Origin of the sequence: Bacillus sp. IT-79MI2 (assembly GCF_949768135.1) — a bacterium.
Classification (GTDB): domain Bacteria; phylum Bacillota; class Bacilli; order Bacillales; family Bacillaceae_G; genus Bacillus_A; species Bacillus_A pseudomycoides.
Genome location: NZ_CATKPV010000073.1, coordinates 241,620 through 259,943, shown reverse-complemented (window position 1 = coordinate 259,943; position 18,324 = coordinate 241,620). Strand labels below are relative to the sequence as shown.

Here is an 18,324-nt window from a genome sequence, read left to right as displayed (position 1 = left end):
TCGTAGTAGATGGTGGTTTTATCATCTGGATTATAAGATGTTGGGAGAGGAAAATAATGAAAAAGCTTATTTTAGGCGCTTCATTTATTTCATTAATGGCATTTGGCGGAACGGCTTTGGCTGCTAGTCCAACGCCACACAAAACAACGAATCAAGAAGATTGTATGACAATGAGTATGAAGGACTGTATGACAATGATGAAAGATTGTATGTCTAAAGATGACTGTAATACAATGGGCATGGAAGACTGCATGGAAATGATGAAGAATATGCAAAAATAAATGTCTATATACGGACTGTATCGATACCATCCATGATATAGACTGTGAGTAAGACGCATACTAGATAAAAGTAAAGCATAAATAAGAGCTGGTAAAGGAATAACCAGCTCTTATTTATGCTTGTTCCTATAGAACGGGAATAGTTAGATACAATTATGCATGTAGAGACAAACAGTGCCATCGTGTGAATTATTTCCTATTACAAATGGTTATAACAATAGTATGACACTATAAACACATAAAGAAGGGAAAAATTCGTATGAAAAGCTTTCGTATTATTAGTTTTTTTGTTCTTATTAGCGTAATTCTTCTATTAACAGCATGTGGATCTAAACTAAGAGACCAGTTAAACTGGAAATTAGATAATTTTTCATATACTGATCAGAACGGAAAAACATTTGGACGGGATGATTTAAAGGGGAAGGTTTGGGTAGCAGATTTTATTTTTACAAGTTGTAAAACAGTATGCCCACCTTTAATAGCTAACATGGAAAGGCTTCAAAGAATGTTAAAAGATGAAGGAGTTCAAAATGTTGAGTTTGTATCATTTAGCGTAGATCCAACTGTAGATACTCCTTCAAAACTCAAAGAATTTATGAGCCGTTATGATATGGATGAATCCAAGTGGCATTTTCTTACTGGTTATTCGCAAGAAGAGGTTACCGAGTTTGCTAAGAAAAACTTTCAAACACTTGTAGATAAACCACAAGATTCTGATCAAGTCACTCATGGAACAAGCTTTTATCTTGTAGATCAGACTGGAACTGTTGTAAAAAAGTATTCAGGTCTCTCAAACCCTCCTTATAAAGACATAGTCAGAGATATAAAGAGAATTCAATAAAAGTACTTTAGTAATTATTGATAATAAAAAACATATAAAGCGAAAAAGAGCTGGTGGTATGCCAGCTCTTTCTTTTTAAGTAATGTCGCACACATTTGTTCACACATCATGGCACAGTCTTGAAGAGATTTCATAGTTTTACATGCATTTGTACGGTATCTACTCTATATTCCATCCATATACCCCGTTATTTAGATAGTCATTAATTAAGGTATGTTTACCGTAGTATAGTTATGCCTTTGTGTAAGGAACTAATAAAGATGAACCATAATTCGATACAAGAGCCATCTTCTGAGTACATGGGTTTTTCAACAATCTTTTTAATCAACTGTAAAGATGAATTGTTTTCAGTTGATTATATAAGCAGTTAGTTATATACTTATTTCGAAGTAGAGGAAATTAAAATAAATCCTTTTAACGAATATTACGTTTAATTTCCGCTCAATATATAAGTATATGCTTATTTAACTATAAAAGGGTAGGTGTGGTATGGAAAAAACAGTTATAGAATTAACAAGAGCATCGCAGTTATTAAAACTATTAGGAGACAAAACAAGACTAACAATTGTATCTATTCTCAAACAACGTGAGTGTTGTGTCTGTGAACTTCTTGAAGTATTTGATATGAGTCAACCTTCTATCAGTCAGCATCTTCGAAAGTTAAAGGATTTAGGCTTAGTGCAAGAAGAGCGTAGAGGTCAATGGATTTATTATTCTTTAAATCAGGCAAGTGATTTATATACGCTTTTAGAAGATATTTTAGGCCATGTACCAGATCAAATAGAGAAAATCAAACAAATTGAGAAGAGCAATCCTACACTCCGGTGTGGTTGTTAATAAATAGTTAGAAAGGGAAGTGAGAAGGATGAGCAACACGGGGAAAAAACGTCTATCTTTCCTAGATCGATATCTAACCCTTTGGATTTTTCTTGCGATGGCAGTAGGGATTGGAGTTGGATATCTATTCCCTGGGTTCGTTGATGGAATGAATAGTCTACAGGTAGGAACAACTTCTATCCCACTTGCGATTGGCTTAATTTTAATGATGTACCCGCCGCTTGCTAAAGTACGCTACGAAGAGATGGGGCGCGTTTTTAAAGATGTAAAAGTATTAGTATTATCACTCGTGCAAAACTGGATTATTGGTCCGGTTTTAATGTTTACTTTAGCAATTATATTTTTACAAGATAAACCAGAATATATGGTTGGATTAATCATGATTGGTCTAGCACGTTGTATCGCGATGGTGATTGTATGGAATGACCTTGCGAAAGGTGATACAGAATATGCAGCAGGGTTAGTTGCTTTTAACTCTGTATTCCAAATGTTATTTTTCTCAGTATACGCGTATGTGTTTGTAACAGTCATTCCAGAATGGTTAGGAATTGAAGGAGCTGTTGTAGATATTACAATGGCAGAGGTTGCAAAATCAGTCTTTATTTATTTAGGAATTCCTTTCATCGCAGGAATGTTAACACGTTTTATCTTTGTAAAAACAAAAGGGCGAGAATGGTATGAAAAAGTATTCATACCAAAGATTAGCCCCATTACATTAGTCGCATTATTATTTACAATCATTGTGATGTTCTCATTAAAAGGAGAAGTGATTGTTAGCGTACCATTTGATGTTGTACGTATTGCGATTCCATTACTTATTTATTTTGTAGTGATGTTCTTTGTTTCTTTCTTTATGGGCAAAAAAATCGGTGCAAGTTATGGGGTATCAACAACATTAGCATTTACAGCTGGAAGTAACAACTTTGAATTAGCAATCGCTGTAGCTGTAGGGGTATTTGGAATCCAGTCTGGTGCAGCGTTTGCAGCAGTTATCGGTCCTTTAGTAGAGGTTCCAGTTATGATAGCTCTTGTAAATGTAGCACTGTGGTTCCAACGTAAATACTTTCAAACACAACCAAAATAATTATTGTTATAAAGGTGGAATTAACATGGAAAACAAGAAAACAATTTACTTCTTATGCACAGGAAACTCTTGTCGTAGCCAAATGGCAGAAGCTTGGGGTGAAAAATATTTAGGTGACAAATGGAATGTACTTTCTGCTGGTATTGAGGCGCACGGAGTAAATCCGAATGCAATTAAAGCAATGAAAGAAGTAGACATTGATATTACGGACCAAACATCTGATATCATTGACCGTGACATTTTAGATAAAGCAGATCTTGTTGTAACACTTTGTGGTCATGCAAATGATGTATGTCCAACAACACCACCCCATGTAAAACGAGTTCACTGGGGATTTGATGATCCAGCTGGTCAAGATTGGTCTGTATTCCAAAAAGTTCGTGATGAGATTGGCGAACGTATTAAAAAATTCGCTGAAACAGGAGAATAATTGAAAACAAAATAAGCCGAGAATTCTTTTTCGGCTTATTTTGTAAAGAAGGGGAGAAATCAGAGATGAAAAAAATTGAAATTTTTGATCCTGCTATGTGTTGTTCTACGGGGGTTTGTGGACCAAGTGTTGATCCAGAATTAATTCGTATTTCAGTAGCTGTTAATAATTTGAAGAATAAAGGAATTGATGTGACACGCTATAATCTTGCGAGTGAGCCGGATGCTTTTGCAAATAACAATGTTATTAGTCAATTATTAATGGATAAAGGACCAGATGTGTTGCCTGTAACTTTGGTAGATGGAAAAGTAGTAAAAGAAAAAGGTCATCTTACAAATGAAGAACTTGTACAGTTAACGGATATAACGGAAGAAGAGTTGAGTCAAAAGCCAGTCGTACGTTTAAAGCTAAACGTGAAAAAATAGAGAAAGAAGTGAAAGGCAATGACAAACTTATACAATCCAAACACAATAACATTCACACCATTTTTATTCTTTACTGGTAAAGGCGGAGTAGGAAAAACATCTACTGCATGTGCAACAGCAATTACTTTAGCTGATATGGGGAAACGCGTTTTGTTAATTAGTACTGACCCAGCTTCTAATTTACAAGATGTGTTTGAAATCGAACTAACCAACAAGCCGAAAGTAATTCTTAATGTTCCGAACTTACAAGTAGCTAACCTGGATCCAGAAACAGCGGCTTATGAATATAAGGAACGTGTTGTTGGCCCATATCGCGGGAAATTACCTGACACAGTAATTGCGACGATGGAAGAACAATTATCTGGGGCTTGTACTGTAGAAATTGCAGCATTTGATGAGTTCTCTACGTTACTTACAAATAAAGAGTTAACATCGAAATTCGATCACATTATCTTCGATACAGCACCAACAGGTCATACGTTACGTCTTCTTCAGCTCCCAACGGCATGGAGTGGTTTCCTAGAAGAAAGTACACATGGAGCTTCTTGTTTAGGACCATTAGCAGGTCTTGGAGATAAAAAAGAGTTATATAGTCAAACAGTTCAAGCATTATCTAATCCGAAACAAACAACATTATTGCTTGTTACACGTCCTGATAGTTCTCCGTTACAAGAAGCGCAACGAGCAGCTAAAGAATTAAAAGAAATTGGTGTAAGCAACCAATATCTACTTGTAAATGGCATCTTGAAAGACTATGTGCAAAATGATGATGTCTCAAATGCGCTGTTTAAGAGACAATCACGTGCGTTAGAAAATATGGCAGAAGAATTAAAAAGTCTTTCTGCTTATGAAATTCCATTAGTGCCGTTTAATGTTACTGGAATAGAGAATATGAGAAAGCTGGTTCAACCAATGGAAAATCTTTCGATTTCACATGAAGAAGCACATACTGTCTCTATTCCTTCACTTCAGACATTGATTACGAATCTTTCAGAGACAGGAAAACGAGTAATTTTTACAATGGGAAAAGGTGGTGTCGGAAAGACTACTGTAGCTTCAGCAATTGCAGTTGGTCTGGCTGAAAAAGGACATCATGTACATTTAACTACAACTGATCCCGCAGCACATATTGATTATGTCATGCATGGAGAACAAGGGAATATTACGATAAGTCGAATTGATCCAAAAGTAGAAGTTGAAAACTATCGTAAGGAAGTCATAGAGCAAGCAAAAAATACGGTTGACGAAGAAGGTTTAGCGTATTTAGAAGAAGATTTACGTTCTCCTTGTACAGAAGAAATCGCAGTCTTCCGTGCTTTAGCGGATATTGTTGAAAGAGCGAATGATGAAATTGTAGTTATTGATACAGCGCCAACGGGGCATACGTTATTGTTGTTGGATGCGGCACAAACGTATCATAAGGAAATTGCACGTTCTTCCGGTGAAGTACCACAGTCTGTGAAGAACTTATTACCACGCCTTCGTAATCCAGAAGAAACAAGTGTTGTAATTGTAACGCTTGCAGAAGCTACACCAGTTCATGAAGCGAGCCGTCTACAAGAAGACTTAAAACGTGCGGATATTACTCCAAAGTGGTGGGTTATCAATCAAAGTTTTTACGCAACACATACAAGCGATTTAGTGTTAAGAGGAAGAGCACAGTCTGAAATACAGTGGATTCAAGCGGTACAAAAGGAATCACAAAATAACTGTGTTATCATCCCGTGGCAATCGGAAGATATTGTGGGATATGAGAAGCTTAAATCTTTAGTAAAATAAAAAATTTGAATAGTTATTGTGAAGGGGAGAAATGAAAATGAATATTACAGATAAAGCAAAAGAGTTTATTGAAAGTGCTATGAAAGAAAACGGTGTTTCAACACTACGTTTTACATTTGAGGGTGCTGGATGCTGTGGACCAAGCTACGGTATTAATTTAGGAGAAGCGCAAGAAAATGATGTAACAGAAACAGTAAATGGTATTGAAGTTGCCATGGATCCAAAGGTCGTTGAAATTGTAAATACATTGACACTAGACTATGTAGAAGATCAACAAGGTGCAGGTCTTGTGATAAGTGGCGGATCGAATTGCTGCTGAACCGCGTGTTACTGCTACTGTGATCCAAACTGTAGGGAGTAAGGGGTATGATGGATTTGTAATTGCGCTTGTAACAGAAGAATGAGGTCTAGATGCCAATTATAGATCTACTAGACTAGGAGGGGGAAACAAAAAATGTTTGATATGTTATAACATGGATGGAAAACAGGGAACTCTTCTCGTGCTCCTCCAAAATGAATGCAGTACAATACACTAATAAAATTTGGAGGTTGTAAAAATATGAGAAGTGAAAAAGAAATGATGGGTTTAATATTAAATGCAGCAAGAGAAGATGAGCGTATTCGCGCAGTGATTATGAATGGTTCTCGTGTGAATCCGAATGTGAAGAGAGATTGTTTTCAAGATTACGATATTGTATATGTTGTGAAAGATATACAGTCATTCACATCTGATCACAGTTGGATAAATAGATTTGGAAAAATAATGATTGTACAAATGCCAGAAGAAAGCACTTTAGTTCCACCCGAAGAGGATGGAAGCTTTCCTTATTTGATGCAGTTTATAGACGGGAATCGAATCGATTTGACTTTAGTTTCAGTAGAATTAATAGATGAAATTCTTGGTGGAGATAGTTTGAGTGTACTTCTTTTTGATAAAGATGGTGCTATTGAGCCATTTCCACCAGCAAATGATTCGGATTACTGTATAAAAAGGCCAACAGCAAAAGAATTTGCAGATTGCTGTAATGAGTTTTGGTGGTGTAGTACAAATGTAGCAAAAGGGTTGTGGAGAGAAGAACTTCCTTATGTAAAAGGAACGCTTGAAGGTCCTGTTCGAAATATGCTGATGCAAATGCTAGAATGGCATATTGGGATAAAAACAAATTTTACAGTAAACGCCGGAAAGTTTGGGAAGTATTTTGAACAATATCTTGAGGATGATTTGTGGAAACAATATATAGAGACATTTTCAAATGCAGATTATGACAATATTTGGAAGTCGTTCTTTGTAATGGGGGATTTATTTAGGGAAACTGCAATCGGAATTGCTAGCTATTTTAGTTTTGAATATCCACAAGGTGACGATGCTAGAGTAACAAGCTATCTAAAACATGTGAGATCTTTACCAAAAGATAGTCAAACAATTTATTAAGTGTATGATAGATAGAAATAAGACCGTTCCAAAATGGGACGGTCTTATTTCTGTTCAGGAACATGAATCATCCTGACAAAATAAGAATGAACTGCATATAAAATTTTAGGGAGGTTTTATTAATTATGTATTATTTTTATCCATCAGAGATACTAACTCCTTTTCAAGGGGTTTCAGAACGTAATACGCCTTTATATAATATGTATTCTTATTTGCCATACTCGAATGTATTTTATTATCAAAACTATTTGAGTGTAACGCCTGATTTGCTAAATGCTGGTTTGAAGAATGAGGTTCAAGGTGCAGAAGAAGATAGAGGCTCGTGGACACCTTTTTCTTGGGTTGAAAAATATGCTTATGCATTTTCTGGTCCATATAATAAAGCGGAAGTTGCCCTTACATTTGATGATGGACCAGACTTTGTATTTACTCCGCAAATACTAGATAAGTTAAAAAATTATGGTGTGAAAGCTACTTTTTTTCTTCTTGGTGAAAATGCAGAAAGATATCCTGATGTAGTAAAACGAATTGCAAATGAGGGTCATACTGTTGGGAATCATACGTATAACCACCCAAATTTAGTTAAAGTAAGTGATGAAGAATATCGTAATCAAATTGTAAGAACGGAAGAGATATTGCGGAAGTTGATAGGGTATGCACCAAAGTTTATACGTCCGCCTTATGGTGAAATACGTGAAAAACAATTAGAGTGGGCGACAGAACAGAATTTTATGATCGTACAATGGAGTGTAGATACAGTTGATTGGAAAGGAGTAAGTGCAGAGCAGGTTACAAATACTGTGTTAGGGAATGCGTTTCCAGGAAGTGTTATACTCCAGCATTCTACACCGGGAGGACATTTGCAAGGATCTGTGGATGCGCTAGATCGAATCATTCCTGAACTGAAAGTGAAAGGGTCACGTTTCGTGACGCTTCCTAACATGTTTCATACGTCGAAACAGAGAAAGTAAATGACCGATAAGGTGGACCTATAAATATAAAATACTGTATTCAGCTTGTACATCATTTAAACAAGAGTGGTGTATTTTTGTTTTTGGAAAATATAGGTTTTCGGTTGGTTTTTGTTGTATAATAAAACTATAAACTGACAAATAAGTTTGAAAATATGTGTGTGGATATGGAGGGAATAAGATGACATATGCGCTTGCAAATATAGGAGTGAGCTTGTTAATCGGTATTATATTTATACTATCCGCACTCATATTGCAAAAAAATCCACCAACAGATATTAACGCAGTATACGGATATCGAACAAAGCGATCAATGAAAAATAAAGATTTGTGGGATGTTGGAAATCAATATAGCGCTGAAGTTATGAAACAAAATGGACTTTTAATGATTTTAATAGGAAGTTTAATCGGATTGCTATTTTAATCCTTATGATAGTATTAATCATTCGTTTGTTTATACGGGTGGAGAAGAAATTAAAGGTACTGGAGAAACAATAAACTTTACTTGTGAAATTTTCAAGCTTTTCTATTAAGGAAGTACAAATAGTTTTGACCCCTGCACTATTTAAGTGGGGGTCAATTAAATTTTAGAAGTTATTGATTTTTAGCATATCTCGTCCTTTTTCTACGACAAATTCATAATATTCAAGCTCATATGGATAAATATCTTCAAATGTTATTGTAATAGATTTAGCGCTTTTGTTTAAAACTGGAATGCCTGTTGTAGATGAGATTTCTCCTTTTAAAAGCTGTAAAAAAGAAGTCGCATTTACTTTCATTACATCTTCAACTTCATCACCTGGAGCAAATGGAAGTGGTTTTGTAACAGCATGAAAATACATATGACACATTTCACGGTCAATGAAATGCGGGATTTCATGGTTGATTTTAAAAATGCCTTTGTACTCTAAATCAGTAGCTTGAAAGGAAAGTCCTAATTCCTCTTTTACTTCACGAAGACCCCCTATTCGTACATCTTCATCATGCATAATATGTCCCGCTGATGTAATATCCCATTTTCCTGGGAAATCTTTCTTGTTTTTAGCACGTAATTGGAAGTGTAGAAAGATGTCTTCATTATCTTTTTCTACAAACCAACAATGGAATGTTTCGTGCCAATCACCGTCACGATGTACATCATCACGTAGTTTTTTTCCAATTTTGTTTCCTTCTGTATCAAATATCGTTAACCATTCTGCCATTGATATTCCCCTTTCTGCACAGTTTATTATACAATGAATGTATGTAATTTTGGGAAAATAACGATAATTAAGTAGGGAGTGTATATGGAATGGGACTAGGCGAGAAAAAAATAAATTCGCTCATTTCAACAGAAGAAGAATTACGTCTTATTTTAGGATATCCAAGTGAACGCGCGGTGAAAAAAGTGATCCCATCACTCGATTATCATTGTCGTGAATTTCTATCTAAGTCTCCTTTTCTAGTAATATCTACTTCAGATGAATTTGGTCATTGTGATGCATCACCAAGAGGGGATGCACCTGGATTTGTATATGTTTTAAATGAAAATCAAATTGTAATTCCAGAAAGACCGGGGAATCGGAGAGTGGATTCTATCCTTAATATTTTATCTAACTCACGGGTGGGACTTATCTTTTTTATTCCAGGGCTTGGAGAATCATTACGGATAAATGGGCGTGCAACTATCACAAAAGACGAAGAGATTTTAGAGAAAATGCAAGTAAGGGGTCGCAATCCACTTCTCGGAATCGTTGTAAAAATAGAGGAGTGTTTCATCCATTGTGCAAAAGCATTTATACGTTCTGAATTATGGAATCCAGATTCTTGGTTAGAAAAAGAAGCATTACCATCAGCAGCAAAAATGCTTGCTGATCATGCCAAAGTAAATGCAAATGAAGAAGAAGTCGCACGTTCTTTAGAAGAAAGTTATACAAAAAGATTATATTGAAAATATTGCATAGTACATTGATTGATAAAATATATAAATATAATTAATGATTTAGGAATCTAAAGAGCATTCATTCTATTGGTAATCAGTATTTAAAATCAAAAGCATAATTGTTTTACTTGATATTTTTATCCCGCATTAACGGGCAGTAAGACCCCCACCTCAAAATTTGGAAAAGCAAAGAAGTTAGAAGGGGGATGAGCTGCCCGTAAAAGCCCGATTGGTGAGGGCTAATAATCAGTGGGGGATGAAGAAAACCCCCACTGATTAAAGTTTCACTTTATGTGAATTCCAATTTTAAAAAGGTAATTATGTAGGTTTAATCATTTTTTTAGTAGTTTAAATTATTATCTTGAAATAAGTTATAAAAGTGTAATTATCTTGTGGAAAATAAAAGGTATAATTTTTTTCTCAAAAACGGGCTTGATTTTTCGAATTTTCGTAATTATAATAATTTAACAAATAGACATGAACGAAAAGTAACGATAAGGACATGAGATAATTTTTACGGTTTACAGAGAGGGAAGCCAAAGGCTGTGAGCTTCCTAACACGGGGAATTCTCTTACCACCTTTGAACTTCAATAGTGAACGAGTAATCTAGTAATTATTGACGGTCTCAGCCGTTATCTGATCTTGAGCAATCCGAGGTGAATGTATATTTGGATTGGAACAAGGGTGGAACCACGAAAACACATTCGTCCCTTTTATAGGGATGAGTGTGTTTTTTTATACAAAGTTAATATTCGAAAATTAAAAATATAAAAAATATTCCTTGCTTTTGTATGATATGTACGTATAATAATTTAACAAATAGATATGAACGAAAAGTAGTGATAAGGACATGAGATAATTTTTACGGTTTGCAGAGAGGGAGGCCAAAGGCTGTGAGCTTCCTAACACGAGAAATAATCTTACCACCTTTGAACTTCAATAGTGAACGAGTAATCTAGTAATTATTGACGGTTTCAGCCGTTATCTGATCTTGAGCAATCCGAAGCGAATGTATATTTGGATTGGAACAAGGGTGGAACCACGAAAACACATTCGTCCCTTTTATAGGGATGAGTGTGTTTTTTTTATAAAATGTATTACTGAATTGAAAGGAGGTGCAGTGGAGTGAAACGAGTGATCCGAACGAGAATCACCATTAACTGCGCAAATAGGAAGAAGATAATGGTCAAGTAGTTTAAAAAATAGGAGGAGATTAAAAAATGAGCAATGTAGTACATGTTGGAGTATTAGGACTTGGAACAGTAGGGAGCGGTGTCGTTCATATTTTGGAAGATCACAAGGAGAAAATAAGTCTTGATACAGGATATGAAGTAAAGGTAAAGGCAGTGGCAGTACGTGATGTGGAAAAAGAACGAGATGTTTCAATTGATGGAATCATGATAACAAATGATGCAGATGAAATTTTAGAAGATCCCAATATTGATATCGTAGTAGAGGTGATGGGTGGAATTCAAGAAGCAAAACAGGCTATTATAAGGGCGTTATGTAATAAGAAACATGTCGTAACTGCAAACAAAGATTTAATGGCTGTATACGGTAATGAATTGTTAAAATTAGCGAATGCAAATGGTTGTCAGTTGTATTATGAAGCAAGTGTAGCTGGAGGAATTCCAATTTTAAGAGGACTAGTAGACGGCTTAGCTTCTGATCATATTGAAAAGATTATGGGAATTGTAAATGGCACAACGAATTATATACTAACAAAAATGAGTCAAAATGGTTGGTCGTATGAACAGGCGCTTCAAGAAGCTCAAAAGCTAGGCTTTGCAGAATCAGATCCGTCAGCAGATGTAGATGGACTGGATGCTGCACGAAAGGTAGCTATTCTTGCAAACTTAGGATTTTCGATGAATGTTTCTTTAGATGATGTACATGTTCGAGGTATTCGAAATGTAGAAAAAAAAGATTTAGAAATGGCTGGGAAGCTAGGTTTTACTATGAAGCTAGTCGGGAAAGCGGAGAAGCAAGGTTCAGCTATTAATTTAAGCGTAGCACCTACTTTATTACTGAGTCAGCATCCACTATCCAGTGTGAATAACGAATTTAACGCTGTATATGTACACGGTCATGCGGTTGGTGAAGTTATGTTTTATGGGCCAGGGGCTGGAAAATTGCCAACAGGATCTGCTGTAGTAAGTGATATTATTTCAATCGTTAAAAATATGAATCAAATAGTGAAAAGTCAAGGTGTGTTAAAAGAGTCAGTGCCTTATACACTAAAAGGGGATGAAGAAGTTGTCTCGAAATATTTTTTACGCATTTTATTACGTGATGAACCAGGGATGTTTCGCAAAATCACAGAATGTTTCGTCAATGAATCGATTAGCTTAGAAGAAATTGTGCAACTTCCATTAAATCAAGAGCTTGCGGAAATTGTGATTGTGACGCATCAAACTTCAAAGTACCAATTCGAAAAAGTTTTAACATTACTAGAGAATGTAGCAAATGAAATAAAAAGTTATTACGCTATTGAGGAGGAAAAACAATATGTATAAAGGATTATTAAAACAATATGCTTCATATTTACCAGTGAATGACAATACACCAGATGTAAGCTTGATGGAAGGGAATACACCACTCATTCCACTTCTGAATATTTCTAAAGAATTAGGGATTCATTTGTATGGAAAATATGAAGGTGCTAACCCTACAGGATCTTTTAAAGATAGAGGGATGGTGATGGCAGTTGCGAAAGCAAAAGAAGAAGGATCACAGGCAATTATTTGTGCATCAACAGGTAATACATCAGCAGCGGCAGCGGCATACGCTGCTCGTCTTGGGCTGAAGTGTATTATCGTTATACCAGAAGGGAAAATTGCTCATGGGAAATTAGCACAAGCTATTGCGTATGGAGCAGAGATTATTTCAATTGAAGGAAACTTTGATGACGCACTTCGAGCTGTACGTCAGATTGCAGATGAAGAACCAATTACATTAGTAAACTCTGTTAATCCATATCGAATTGAAGGACAAAAAACAGCTGCGTTTGAAATTTGTGATCAGTTGCAAAAAGCACCAGATGTCCTTGCTATTCCGGTTGGAAATGCAGGGAATATTACGGCATACTGGAAAGGTTTTTGTGAATATGAGAAAGAAAAGGGATTCAAGAAACCTAGAATTCACGGTTTTGAAGCCGAAGGAGCAGCTGCAATTGTAAAAGGTCATGTCATTGATTCACCAGAAACAATCGCAACTGCAATTCGTATTGGTAATCCAGCAAGCTGGTCCTATGCTGTAGAAGCAGCAGAGCAATCAAACGGTGAAATTGATATGGTATCAGACGAAGAAATCTTAAGTGCCTATCAGTTGCTAGCAAAAACAGAAGGAGTTTTTGCAGAACCAGGGTCAAGTGCTTCTCTAGCAGGTGTAATTAAACATGTTCAAGCAGGGAAAATCAAAAAGGGAGAGACAGTTGTTGCTGTATTAACAGGGAATGGTTTAAAAGATCCTGATATTGCTATTGCCTCTAATCACTTAGAGATTGCAAGTGTTTCAAACGATATGGAACAAATAAAAGAACATATTAAAGGAGTGATTGTTTCGTGATTCCATTTAAAGTTCGTGTTCCAGCTAGTACGGCAAATGTAGGTCCGGGTTTTGATTCTGTTGGAATAGCATTATCATTATATTTGGAAGTGGCTGTGAAGGAACAATCAGCTCATTGGCATGTTATACATTCATTCGATTCTTCTATCCCAAATGATGAGAGAAACTTAATTGTAAGTACAGCACTTAAAGTATGTCCTTCGTTATCTTCCTATATAATAGAAGTTACTAGTAATATTCCACTTACGCGAGGATTGGGGAGCAGCGCATCAGCCATTGTAGCAGGAATAGAACTTGCCAATGAACTTGGAGAATTACATTTAACAACAGATGAGAAAGTTCATCTTGCTACAAGTTTTGAGGGACACCCTGATAATGTAGCTGCTTCTATTTTAGGAGGTACTGTTATTGGCGCGATGGATGGGAATCATGTATCTGTTGTTAGAATAGAGAGTAAAGAATTAGGTGTAATCTCTCTTATTCCTGATGAAGAATTAAATACAAATAAAAGTCGTTCTGTATTGCCAGAAACATTTCAGTTTCATGATGCTGTTCGTGCAAGTGCAGTCAGCAATGTTTTAGTAGCAGCGTTATGCCAAAAGAAGTGGGAAATTGTTGGTGAAATGATGGAAAGAGATCAATTTCATGAACCATATCGTTCACAGCTTGTTCCATTTTTACCCGCAGTTCGGATGTATGCGAAAAAGTTTGGAGCATATGGGACAGCACTTAGTGGGGCTGGTCCATCTCTTTTTATATTGACTCCATATGAAAAACGCGAGGAAGTTGCTGAACAATTAGCAAAAGTGTTTCCGGCGATGCAAGTTTGTGAGCTGGAAATTGATCATGAAGGAACAGTTGTGAAAAGGGAACAAAGTGCTGGTAGAACAGAAGAGAAGTATAGTATATAGATAAGGGATTAAAGAAGCGAAGTCTCTTATATAATAGACATAAAGGAGTCGAACTCTTTTCTTGTTTTAGGTTGGTGTAGTAACAACCGTAATACAAGAATTTTGAGACAGGCTTCTTTTTTATGCTCTTTGCCATATTCCTGTAACAAACCACCTATATATTCAGTGGTGGAGGTGCAGAAGATGAAAAAAATGATGACAATATGTCTTCTTACAACAATGACAATTACGGCTGGATGCAATTGGACACAAAAAAATGTTTCACAGGAATTCAAAGCAAAAAAAGTAACATATAAAGATTTTACGTATGAGGTTAATCCAGAAACGTTTGCTTTAACGATAGACCATGATGGAGTGAAGGAGCAAGCATCACAGCCTTTACCGAAAATGAAAGTATCAAAGTTGAAAAAAGATGATACACATACATCATGGGAATATCCTGATCAGAAAATAAAAGTGAATTTAGAAAAGAAAAAAGATCATGTAGATATTGCGATTGAATCTACAGGTGCAGAAAGCTTTACTTGGCCAAAAGTACAAGCTGAAAATTATACACTTCCTTTATGGGAAGGTAAGTATATTCCGAGCAATGATGAAAATTGGAAGAAATTCTTAAAGGATGAAACGTATTCATTTGCGGAATCATTTTCAATGAAATTTTTTGCATTAAATGGTTCGAAATATTCCATGGTATTTGTTGCAAACAATATGTTTAATAATGAAGTTGAATTTCATTCTGATCCGAAAATTGGATTTGATTTTACCCATGAATTTCCGAGTATTAACAAAAATAAATCATACGGTTTTCAACTGTATGTGACTGATAATGATGCGGTGAATATTGCAAAATTGTATAAGAACAATATTGTAGAGAAAGGTGAATTTAAAACATTACAAGAGAAAGCAAAACAAAATAAAGAAGTTGAAAAGTTATACGGAGCAGCTCACTTTTATTTTTGGAATCAAAATGCTTTATCGCAAAGTAATATAGATTGGCCAAAACTAAGACAACAAATCAATAGTCCTATATTTGGGTGGATGAAAGAACTGATTCAAAAATATAGTAAAGAGCCTGGCGAATTAAATGTATTTGATCAAATTAATAAGCAAGATTTTATTGATAAGTATCAGGAAAATGTTGTTTTACGTTATATAAATGAAGTGTTAGGAATGAAGGAGTTTTATAAAGAAGATATGTTTCCGAAAGTTGATGATGAGGCAAATCAATTATTGAAAAAAGGCGTAGATCACTTAACTGAAACGGAATTGTATAGTTTAAATAAACATTTGTTAAAATCAACACTTGGTGATGCAGTTGAGGATGTTGACAAATGGGGTAGTGCAGATGGAACGAATGTATTAAAAGAGATGGATGAAGCTGGTATTGAACATGCATGGATTGGACTGCCGAACTGGGAACAAGGATTCATTCAACCGGAATTTGTGAAGCTAGCTGAGAAAATGGGATATTTAGTTGGTCCATATGATTCTTATCATTCCATTCATGAAAAAGGCGATAAAAATTGGAATACAGCTTCCTTTAAAGATCCTTCACTATTTGAAGATGCAACGGTTGCCAAAAAAAATGGTGAGAAAATACAAGGATTTCTAGGAAAAGGTCGTAAATTAAATCCGACATTATCTTTACCTAGTGTGAAAGAACGAGTTAGTGGCATATTAAATAATGGTACCCCATTTAATTCATGGTTTATTGATTGTGACGCCACAGGGGAAATTTATGATGATTATTCTCCAAAGCATATTACAACACAAGAGCAAGATTTAAAAGCACGTTTAGCACGAATGGATTATATAGCGAAAGAAAAAGGTATGGTTGTTGGTTCTGAGGGTGGAAATGATTTTGCAAGTCAAGTGATTGCTTTTGCACATGGTATTGAAACACCCGTTATTAAATGGGCCGATGAAGATATGAGAAAGAATAAGACAAGTCCATATTATGTTGGGGGTTACTGGTCGCCAAATCAAAATGTTCCAGAAAAGTATGCAAAACAAGTACCAGTGAAGGAAGAATATAAACAAGTGTACTTAAACCCAGTGTATTCAATACCTTTATATAAATTAGTGTACAATGACTCTGTCATTACAACTCATCATTGGGAATGGGGTAGCTTGAAGGTAAAAGATGAAGTCGGAAATCGTATGTTATATGAACTATTGTATAACGTTCCTCCTTTATATCACTTAGATGAAGTTGAATGGAAGAAGCATAAAAATGAAATTACACATCATTTAAAAACATGGGAAGCATTTCATAAAAAAGCAGTAACAGAAGAGATGACGAATTTTGCATATCTTTCAAAAGACAAACTTGTGCAAACAGCTTCCTATGGAAAGGACATAAAAATAATTGTAAACTTCTCTGATCAAGATGTAAAAACAGAAGATACAGAAATACCAGCAAAATCGGCTGTTATTTTTGACGAAGGTAAGAAAATGATTTACAAACCTGAAATAAATAAACAGTGATAAATGTAGCAGGTTCCCACTGGTATGGTAACGAAAGTGCTAAACTGGTGGGGATTTTTTTACTAGTATACAACAGGATTGTAAATTTTTTGAAATTATCATTTGATGTCTTGTTAAAATCCAACACGAGAGTATAATGTGAAATGAAATACATATTGATTTTACTTCTTTACAACGAAACCTTACAAAAATGTAAGGTGAATGAAATGAAATTCAATATGAAGATTAATAGACATGGAGTATACTAGGAAAAGAGAAAGAGAGGAGAATAGACATGAGCTCTGAATTAGAACAAAACACAAGAAGTAAAAAGAAACGTTCTAAAAGAAAATCTGTGAAGTGGTTCATTTTGATTCCATTTTTACTACTCATTTTTGGTGGAGTAGGATATGGTTCGTTTTTATATAATAAAGCAAATGCGGTTGTAAGTGATGCGTATGCAAAAATTGAGAAATCAACTAAACGCGATAAAGAGGTTGAACCGTTAAAAGATAATATTTCTGTTTTAATCATGGGTGTTGATGGAAGTGATATTCGAAAAGGACAATATGGAGAAGCTGTTCGTACGGATGCGCTATTATTGGCAACAATTAATAAAGGTGATAAATCAGTAAAATTAGTAAGTATTCCACGTGATTCTCGCGTGTATATTCCATCAAAAAAGAAATTGGATAAAATTACGCATGCCCATGTATTCGGTGGAGTTGAAAGTACACGGGATACAGTAGAGAGATTTTTAAATGTTCCAGTTGACTATTATGTGAAATTCAACTTTGATTCCTTTGTGAAAATTGTAGATTCACTTGGTGGTATTGATGTGGATGTACCAGTTGCATTTACAGAACAAGATAGTAAAGATCAAGCAGGTATGATTCATTTAGAGAAAGGCTACCAACATTTAAACGGAGAGCAAGCTCTTGCGTTAGCACGAACTCGTAAAATTGATAGTGATGCAATGCGTGGTCAAAGACAACAGCTCGTTATTGAAGCAATTGCGAAAAAAGCAATGTCTGTTCAATCAATTAGTAAATTAGGTTCCCTTTTAGATGCAGTTGATAGCAATATGAAAACAAACTTAACATTTGATGATATGCTTTCCATTACAAGAAATATGGCCGGAACTGATTTACAGATGGAGAAAATGCAAATAGAAGGTACGGATAAACGTATCGGTGGTATTTATTACTACATTCCAAACGAAAAAAATGTGCAAGACATTTCTAAAAAGTTGAATGAACATCTAGGTGTTACGCCAAAAGCAGCACGAAACTAATTGTAAAAGGTTGGCGCCTGGCCAACCTTTTTTGATTTATAATATATATGGGTATTAAATAAATCAAAATATTATTGGAGTTAT

The 18,324-nt window shown here is 35.3% G+C and carries 17 protein-coding genes, 2 pseudogenes and 2 other annotated features; of the genes and pseudogenes, 18 read left to right on the top strand and 1 reads right to left on the bottom strand.

All coding sequences use genetic code 11. From position 1 onward, the window contains the following. Positions 1-56 precede the first annotated feature (56 nt). The 12 genes and pseudogenes from ACM6HU_RS19735 to ACM6HU_RS19680 all read left to right on the top strand — a co-directional run bounded on the left by ACM6HU_RS19735 (position 57) and on the right by ACM6HU_RS19680 (position 8,578). Positions 57-281: a hypothetical protein gene (locus ACM6HU_RS19735; protein WP_016114527.1), complete on the top strand. Its 225-nt coding sequence runs from the start codon at positions 57-59 to the stop codon at positions 279-281. A 259-nt stretch (positions 282-540) separates the two neighbouring features. Beyond that, complete coding sequence (locus ACM6HU_RS19730; RefSeq protein WP_016114528.1) at positions 541-1,122, top strand: SCO family protein; 582 nt, start codon at positions 541-543, stop codon at positions 1,120-1,122. Between the two features lie 489 nt (positions 1,123-1,611). Then, positions 1,612-1,959 carry an ArsR/SmtB family transcription factor gene (locus tag ACM6HU_RS19725; RefSeq protein WP_016114529.1) on the top strand — a complete coding sequence of 116 codons (348 nt, stop codon included), beginning with the start codon at positions 1,612-1,614 and terminating at the stop codon, positions 1,957-1,959. Positions 1,960-1,987: 28 nt separating this feature from the next. Then, positions 1,988-3,043, top strand: coding sequence for an ACR3 family arsenite efflux transporter (gene arsB, locus ACM6HU_RS19720; RefSeq protein ID WP_016114530.1), 1,056 nt, complete (start codon positions 1,988-1,990; stop codon positions 3,041-3,043). A gap of 25 nt (positions 3,044-3,068) precedes the next feature. Beyond that, the gene (gene arsC, locus ACM6HU_RS19715) at positions 3,069-3,473 is read left to right on the top strand and encodes an arsenate reductase (thioredoxin) (RefSeq protein WP_016114531.1); all 405 of its coding nucleotides are present in this window, start codon (positions 3,069-3,071) and stop codon (positions 3,471-3,473) included. Positions 3,474-3,538: 65 nt separating this feature from the next. After that, positions 3,539-3,898, top strand: coding sequence for an arsenite efflux transporter metallochaperone ArsD (gene arsD, locus ACM6HU_RS19710; protein WP_016114532.1), 360 nt, complete (start codon positions 3,539-3,541; stop codon positions 3,896-3,898). Between the two features lie 18 nt (positions 3,899-3,916). Further along, on the top strand, positions 3,917-5,677 hold the full coding sequence (arsA, locus tag ACM6HU_RS19705; protein ID WP_016114533.1) for an arsenical pump-driving ATPase: 1,761 nt from the start codon (positions 3,917-3,919) through the stop codon (positions 5,675-5,677). 37 nt (positions 5,678-5,714) lie between these two features. Then, positions 5,715-5,996: a HesB/IscA family protein gene (locus tag ACM6HU_RS19700; protein ID WP_016114534.1), complete on the top strand. Its 282-nt coding sequence runs from the start codon at positions 5,715-5,717 to the stop codon at positions 5,994-5,996. Then, positions 5,986-6,081 (top strand): annotated as a pseudogene (locus ACM6HU_RS19695) (methyltransferase); the annotation flags it as partial. The gene ACM6HU_RS19700 and the pseudogene ACM6HU_RS19695, both read left to right, overlap by 11 nt. Positions 6,082-6,236: 155 nt before the next feature. Next, the gene (locus ACM6HU_RS19690) at positions 6,237-7,109 is read left to right on the top strand and encodes an aminoglycoside 6-adenylyltransferase (RefSeq protein ID WP_016114535.1); all 873 of its coding nucleotides are present in this window, start codon (positions 6,237-6,239) and stop codon (positions 7,107-7,109) included. A 125-nt stretch (positions 7,110-7,234) separates the two neighbouring features. Next, entirely contained in the window at positions 7,235-8,080 is an 846-nt protein-coding gene (locus ACM6HU_RS19685; protein ID WP_003196991.1) for a peptidoglycan-N-acetylglucosamine deacetylase, read from the top strand. A 181-nt stretch (positions 8,081-8,261) separates the two neighbouring features. Then, positions 8,262-8,578: pseudogene (locus ACM6HU_RS19680) on the top strand (SdpI family protein). A gap of 89 nt (positions 8,579-8,667) precedes the next feature. Here ACM6HU_RS19680 and ACM6HU_RS19675 read toward each other — a convergent pair. Further along, positions 8,668-9,282 (bottom strand): NUDIX hydrolase, encoded by a 615-nt coding sequence (locus ACM6HU_RS19675; protein ID WP_003196996.1) that lies wholly within the window; start codon positions 9,280-9,282, stop codon positions 8,668-8,670. 89 nt (positions 9,283-9,371) lie between these two features. On the opposite strand from ACM6HU_RS19675, the gene ACM6HU_RS19670 reads away from it, so the two are divergent. The 6 genes from ACM6HU_RS19670 (at position 9,372) to ACM6HU_RS19645 (ending at position 18,240) form a co-directional block, all read left to right on the top strand. Next, positions 9,372-10,010 carry a pyridoxamine 5'-phosphate oxidase family protein gene (locus ACM6HU_RS19670; RefSeq protein WP_003196998.1) on the top strand — a complete coding sequence of 213 codons (639 nt, stop codon included), beginning with the start codon at positions 9,372-9,374 and terminating at the stop codon, positions 10,008-10,010. A gap of 473 nt (positions 10,011-10,483) precedes the next feature. Then, positions 10,484-10,717: a binding site (T-box leader), on the top strand. Positions 10,718-10,832: 115 nt separating this feature from the next. Further along, positions 10,833-11,066, top strand: a binding site (T-box leader). A gap of 156 nt (positions 11,067-11,222) precedes the next feature. After that, complete coding sequence (locus ACM6HU_RS19665) at positions 11,223-12,518, top strand: homoserine dehydrogenase (RefSeq protein WP_016114537.1); 1,296 nt, start codon at positions 11,223-11,225, stop codon at positions 12,516-12,518. Beyond that, on the top strand, positions 12,511-13,569 hold the full coding sequence (gene thrC / locus ACM6HU_RS19660; RefSeq protein WP_016114538.1) for a threonine synthase: 1,059 nt from the start codon (positions 12,511-12,513) through the stop codon (positions 13,567-13,569). Before ACM6HU_RS19665 ends, thrC begins: the two co-directional genes overlap by 8 nt. After that, entirely contained in the window at positions 13,566-14,480 is a 915-nt protein-coding gene (gene thrB / locus ACM6HU_RS19655; protein ID WP_016114539.1) for a homoserine kinase, read from the top strand. Before thrC ends, thrB begins: the two co-directional genes overlap by 4 nt. A 183-nt stretch (positions 14,481-14,663) precedes the next feature. Then, the gene (locus ACM6HU_RS19650; protein ID WP_016114540.1) at positions 14,664-16,967 is read left to right on the top strand and encodes a glycoside hydrolase; all 2,304 of its coding nucleotides are present in this window, start codon (positions 14,664-14,666) and stop codon (positions 16,965-16,967) included. Positions 16,968-17,241: 274 nt separating this feature from the next. Beyond that, entirely contained in the window at positions 17,242-18,240 is a 999-nt protein-coding gene (locus ACM6HU_RS19645; RefSeq protein ID WP_016114541.1) for an LCP family protein, read from the top strand. Positions 18,241-18,324: the final 84 nt, after the last annotated feature.

Bases quoted from the DNA above. Each gene is read 5' to 3' on its own strand.
- ACM6HU_RS19730 (WP_016114528.1), top strand. From the start codon at position 541: ATGAAAAGCTTTCGTATTATTAGTTTTTTTGTTCTTATTAGCGTAATT.
- ACM6HU_RS19735 (WP_016114527.1), top strand. From the start codon at position 57: ATGAAAAAGCTTATTTTAGGCGCTTCATTTATTTCATTAATGGCATTT.
- thrC (WP_016114538.1), top strand. From the start codon at position 12,511: ATGTATAAAGGATTATTAAAACAATATGCTTCATATTTACCAGTGAAT.
- ACM6HU_RS19690 (WP_016114535.1), top strand. From the start codon at position 6,237: ATGAGAAGTGAAAAAGAAATGATGGGTTTAATATTAAATGCAGCAAGA.
- arsD (WP_016114532.1), top strand. From the start codon at position 3,539: ATGAAAAAAATTGAAATTTTTGATCCTGCTATGTGTTGTTCTACGGGG.
- arsC (WP_016114531.1), top strand. From the start codon at position 3,069: ATGGAAAACAAGAAAACAATTTACTTCTTATGCACAGGAAACTCTTGT.
- ACM6HU_RS19665 (WP_016114537.1), top strand. From the start codon at position 11,223: ATGAGCAATGTAGTACATGTTGGAGTATTAGGACTTGGAACAGTAGGG.
- ACM6HU_RS19675 (WP_003196996.1), bottom strand. From the start codon at position 9,282: ATGGCAGAATGGTTAACGATATTTGATACAGAAGGAAACAAAATTGGA.
- arsA (WP_016114533.1), top strand. From the start codon at position 3,917: ATGACAAACTTATACAATCCAAACACAATAACATTCACACCATTTTTA.
- ACM6HU_RS19645 (WP_016114541.1), top strand. From the start codon at position 17,242: ATGAGCTCTGAATTAGAACAAAACACAAGAAGTAAAAAGAAACGTTCT.
- ACM6HU_RS19725 (WP_016114529.1), top strand. From the start codon at position 1,612: ATGGAAAAAACAGTTATAGAATTAACAAGAGCATCGCAGTTATTAAAA.
- ACM6HU_RS19685 (WP_003196991.1), top strand. From the start codon at position 7,235: ATGTATTATTTTTATCCATCAGAGATACTAACTCCTTTTCAAGGGGTT.
- ACM6HU_RS19700 (WP_016114534.1), top strand. From the start codon at position 5,715: ATGAATATTACAGATAAAGCAAAAGAGTTTATTGAAAGTGCTATGAAA.
- ACM6HU_RS19670 (WP_003196998.1), top strand. From the start codon at position 9,372: ATGGGACTAGGCGAGAAAAAAATAAATTCGCTCATTTCAACAGAAGAA.
- ACM6HU_RS19650 (WP_016114540.1), top strand. From the start codon at position 14,664: ATGAAAAAAATGATGACAATATGTCTTCTTACAACAATGACAATTACG.
- arsB (WP_016114530.1), top strand. From the start codon at position 1,988: ATGAGCAACACGGGGAAAAAACGTCTATCTTTCCTAGATCGATATCTA.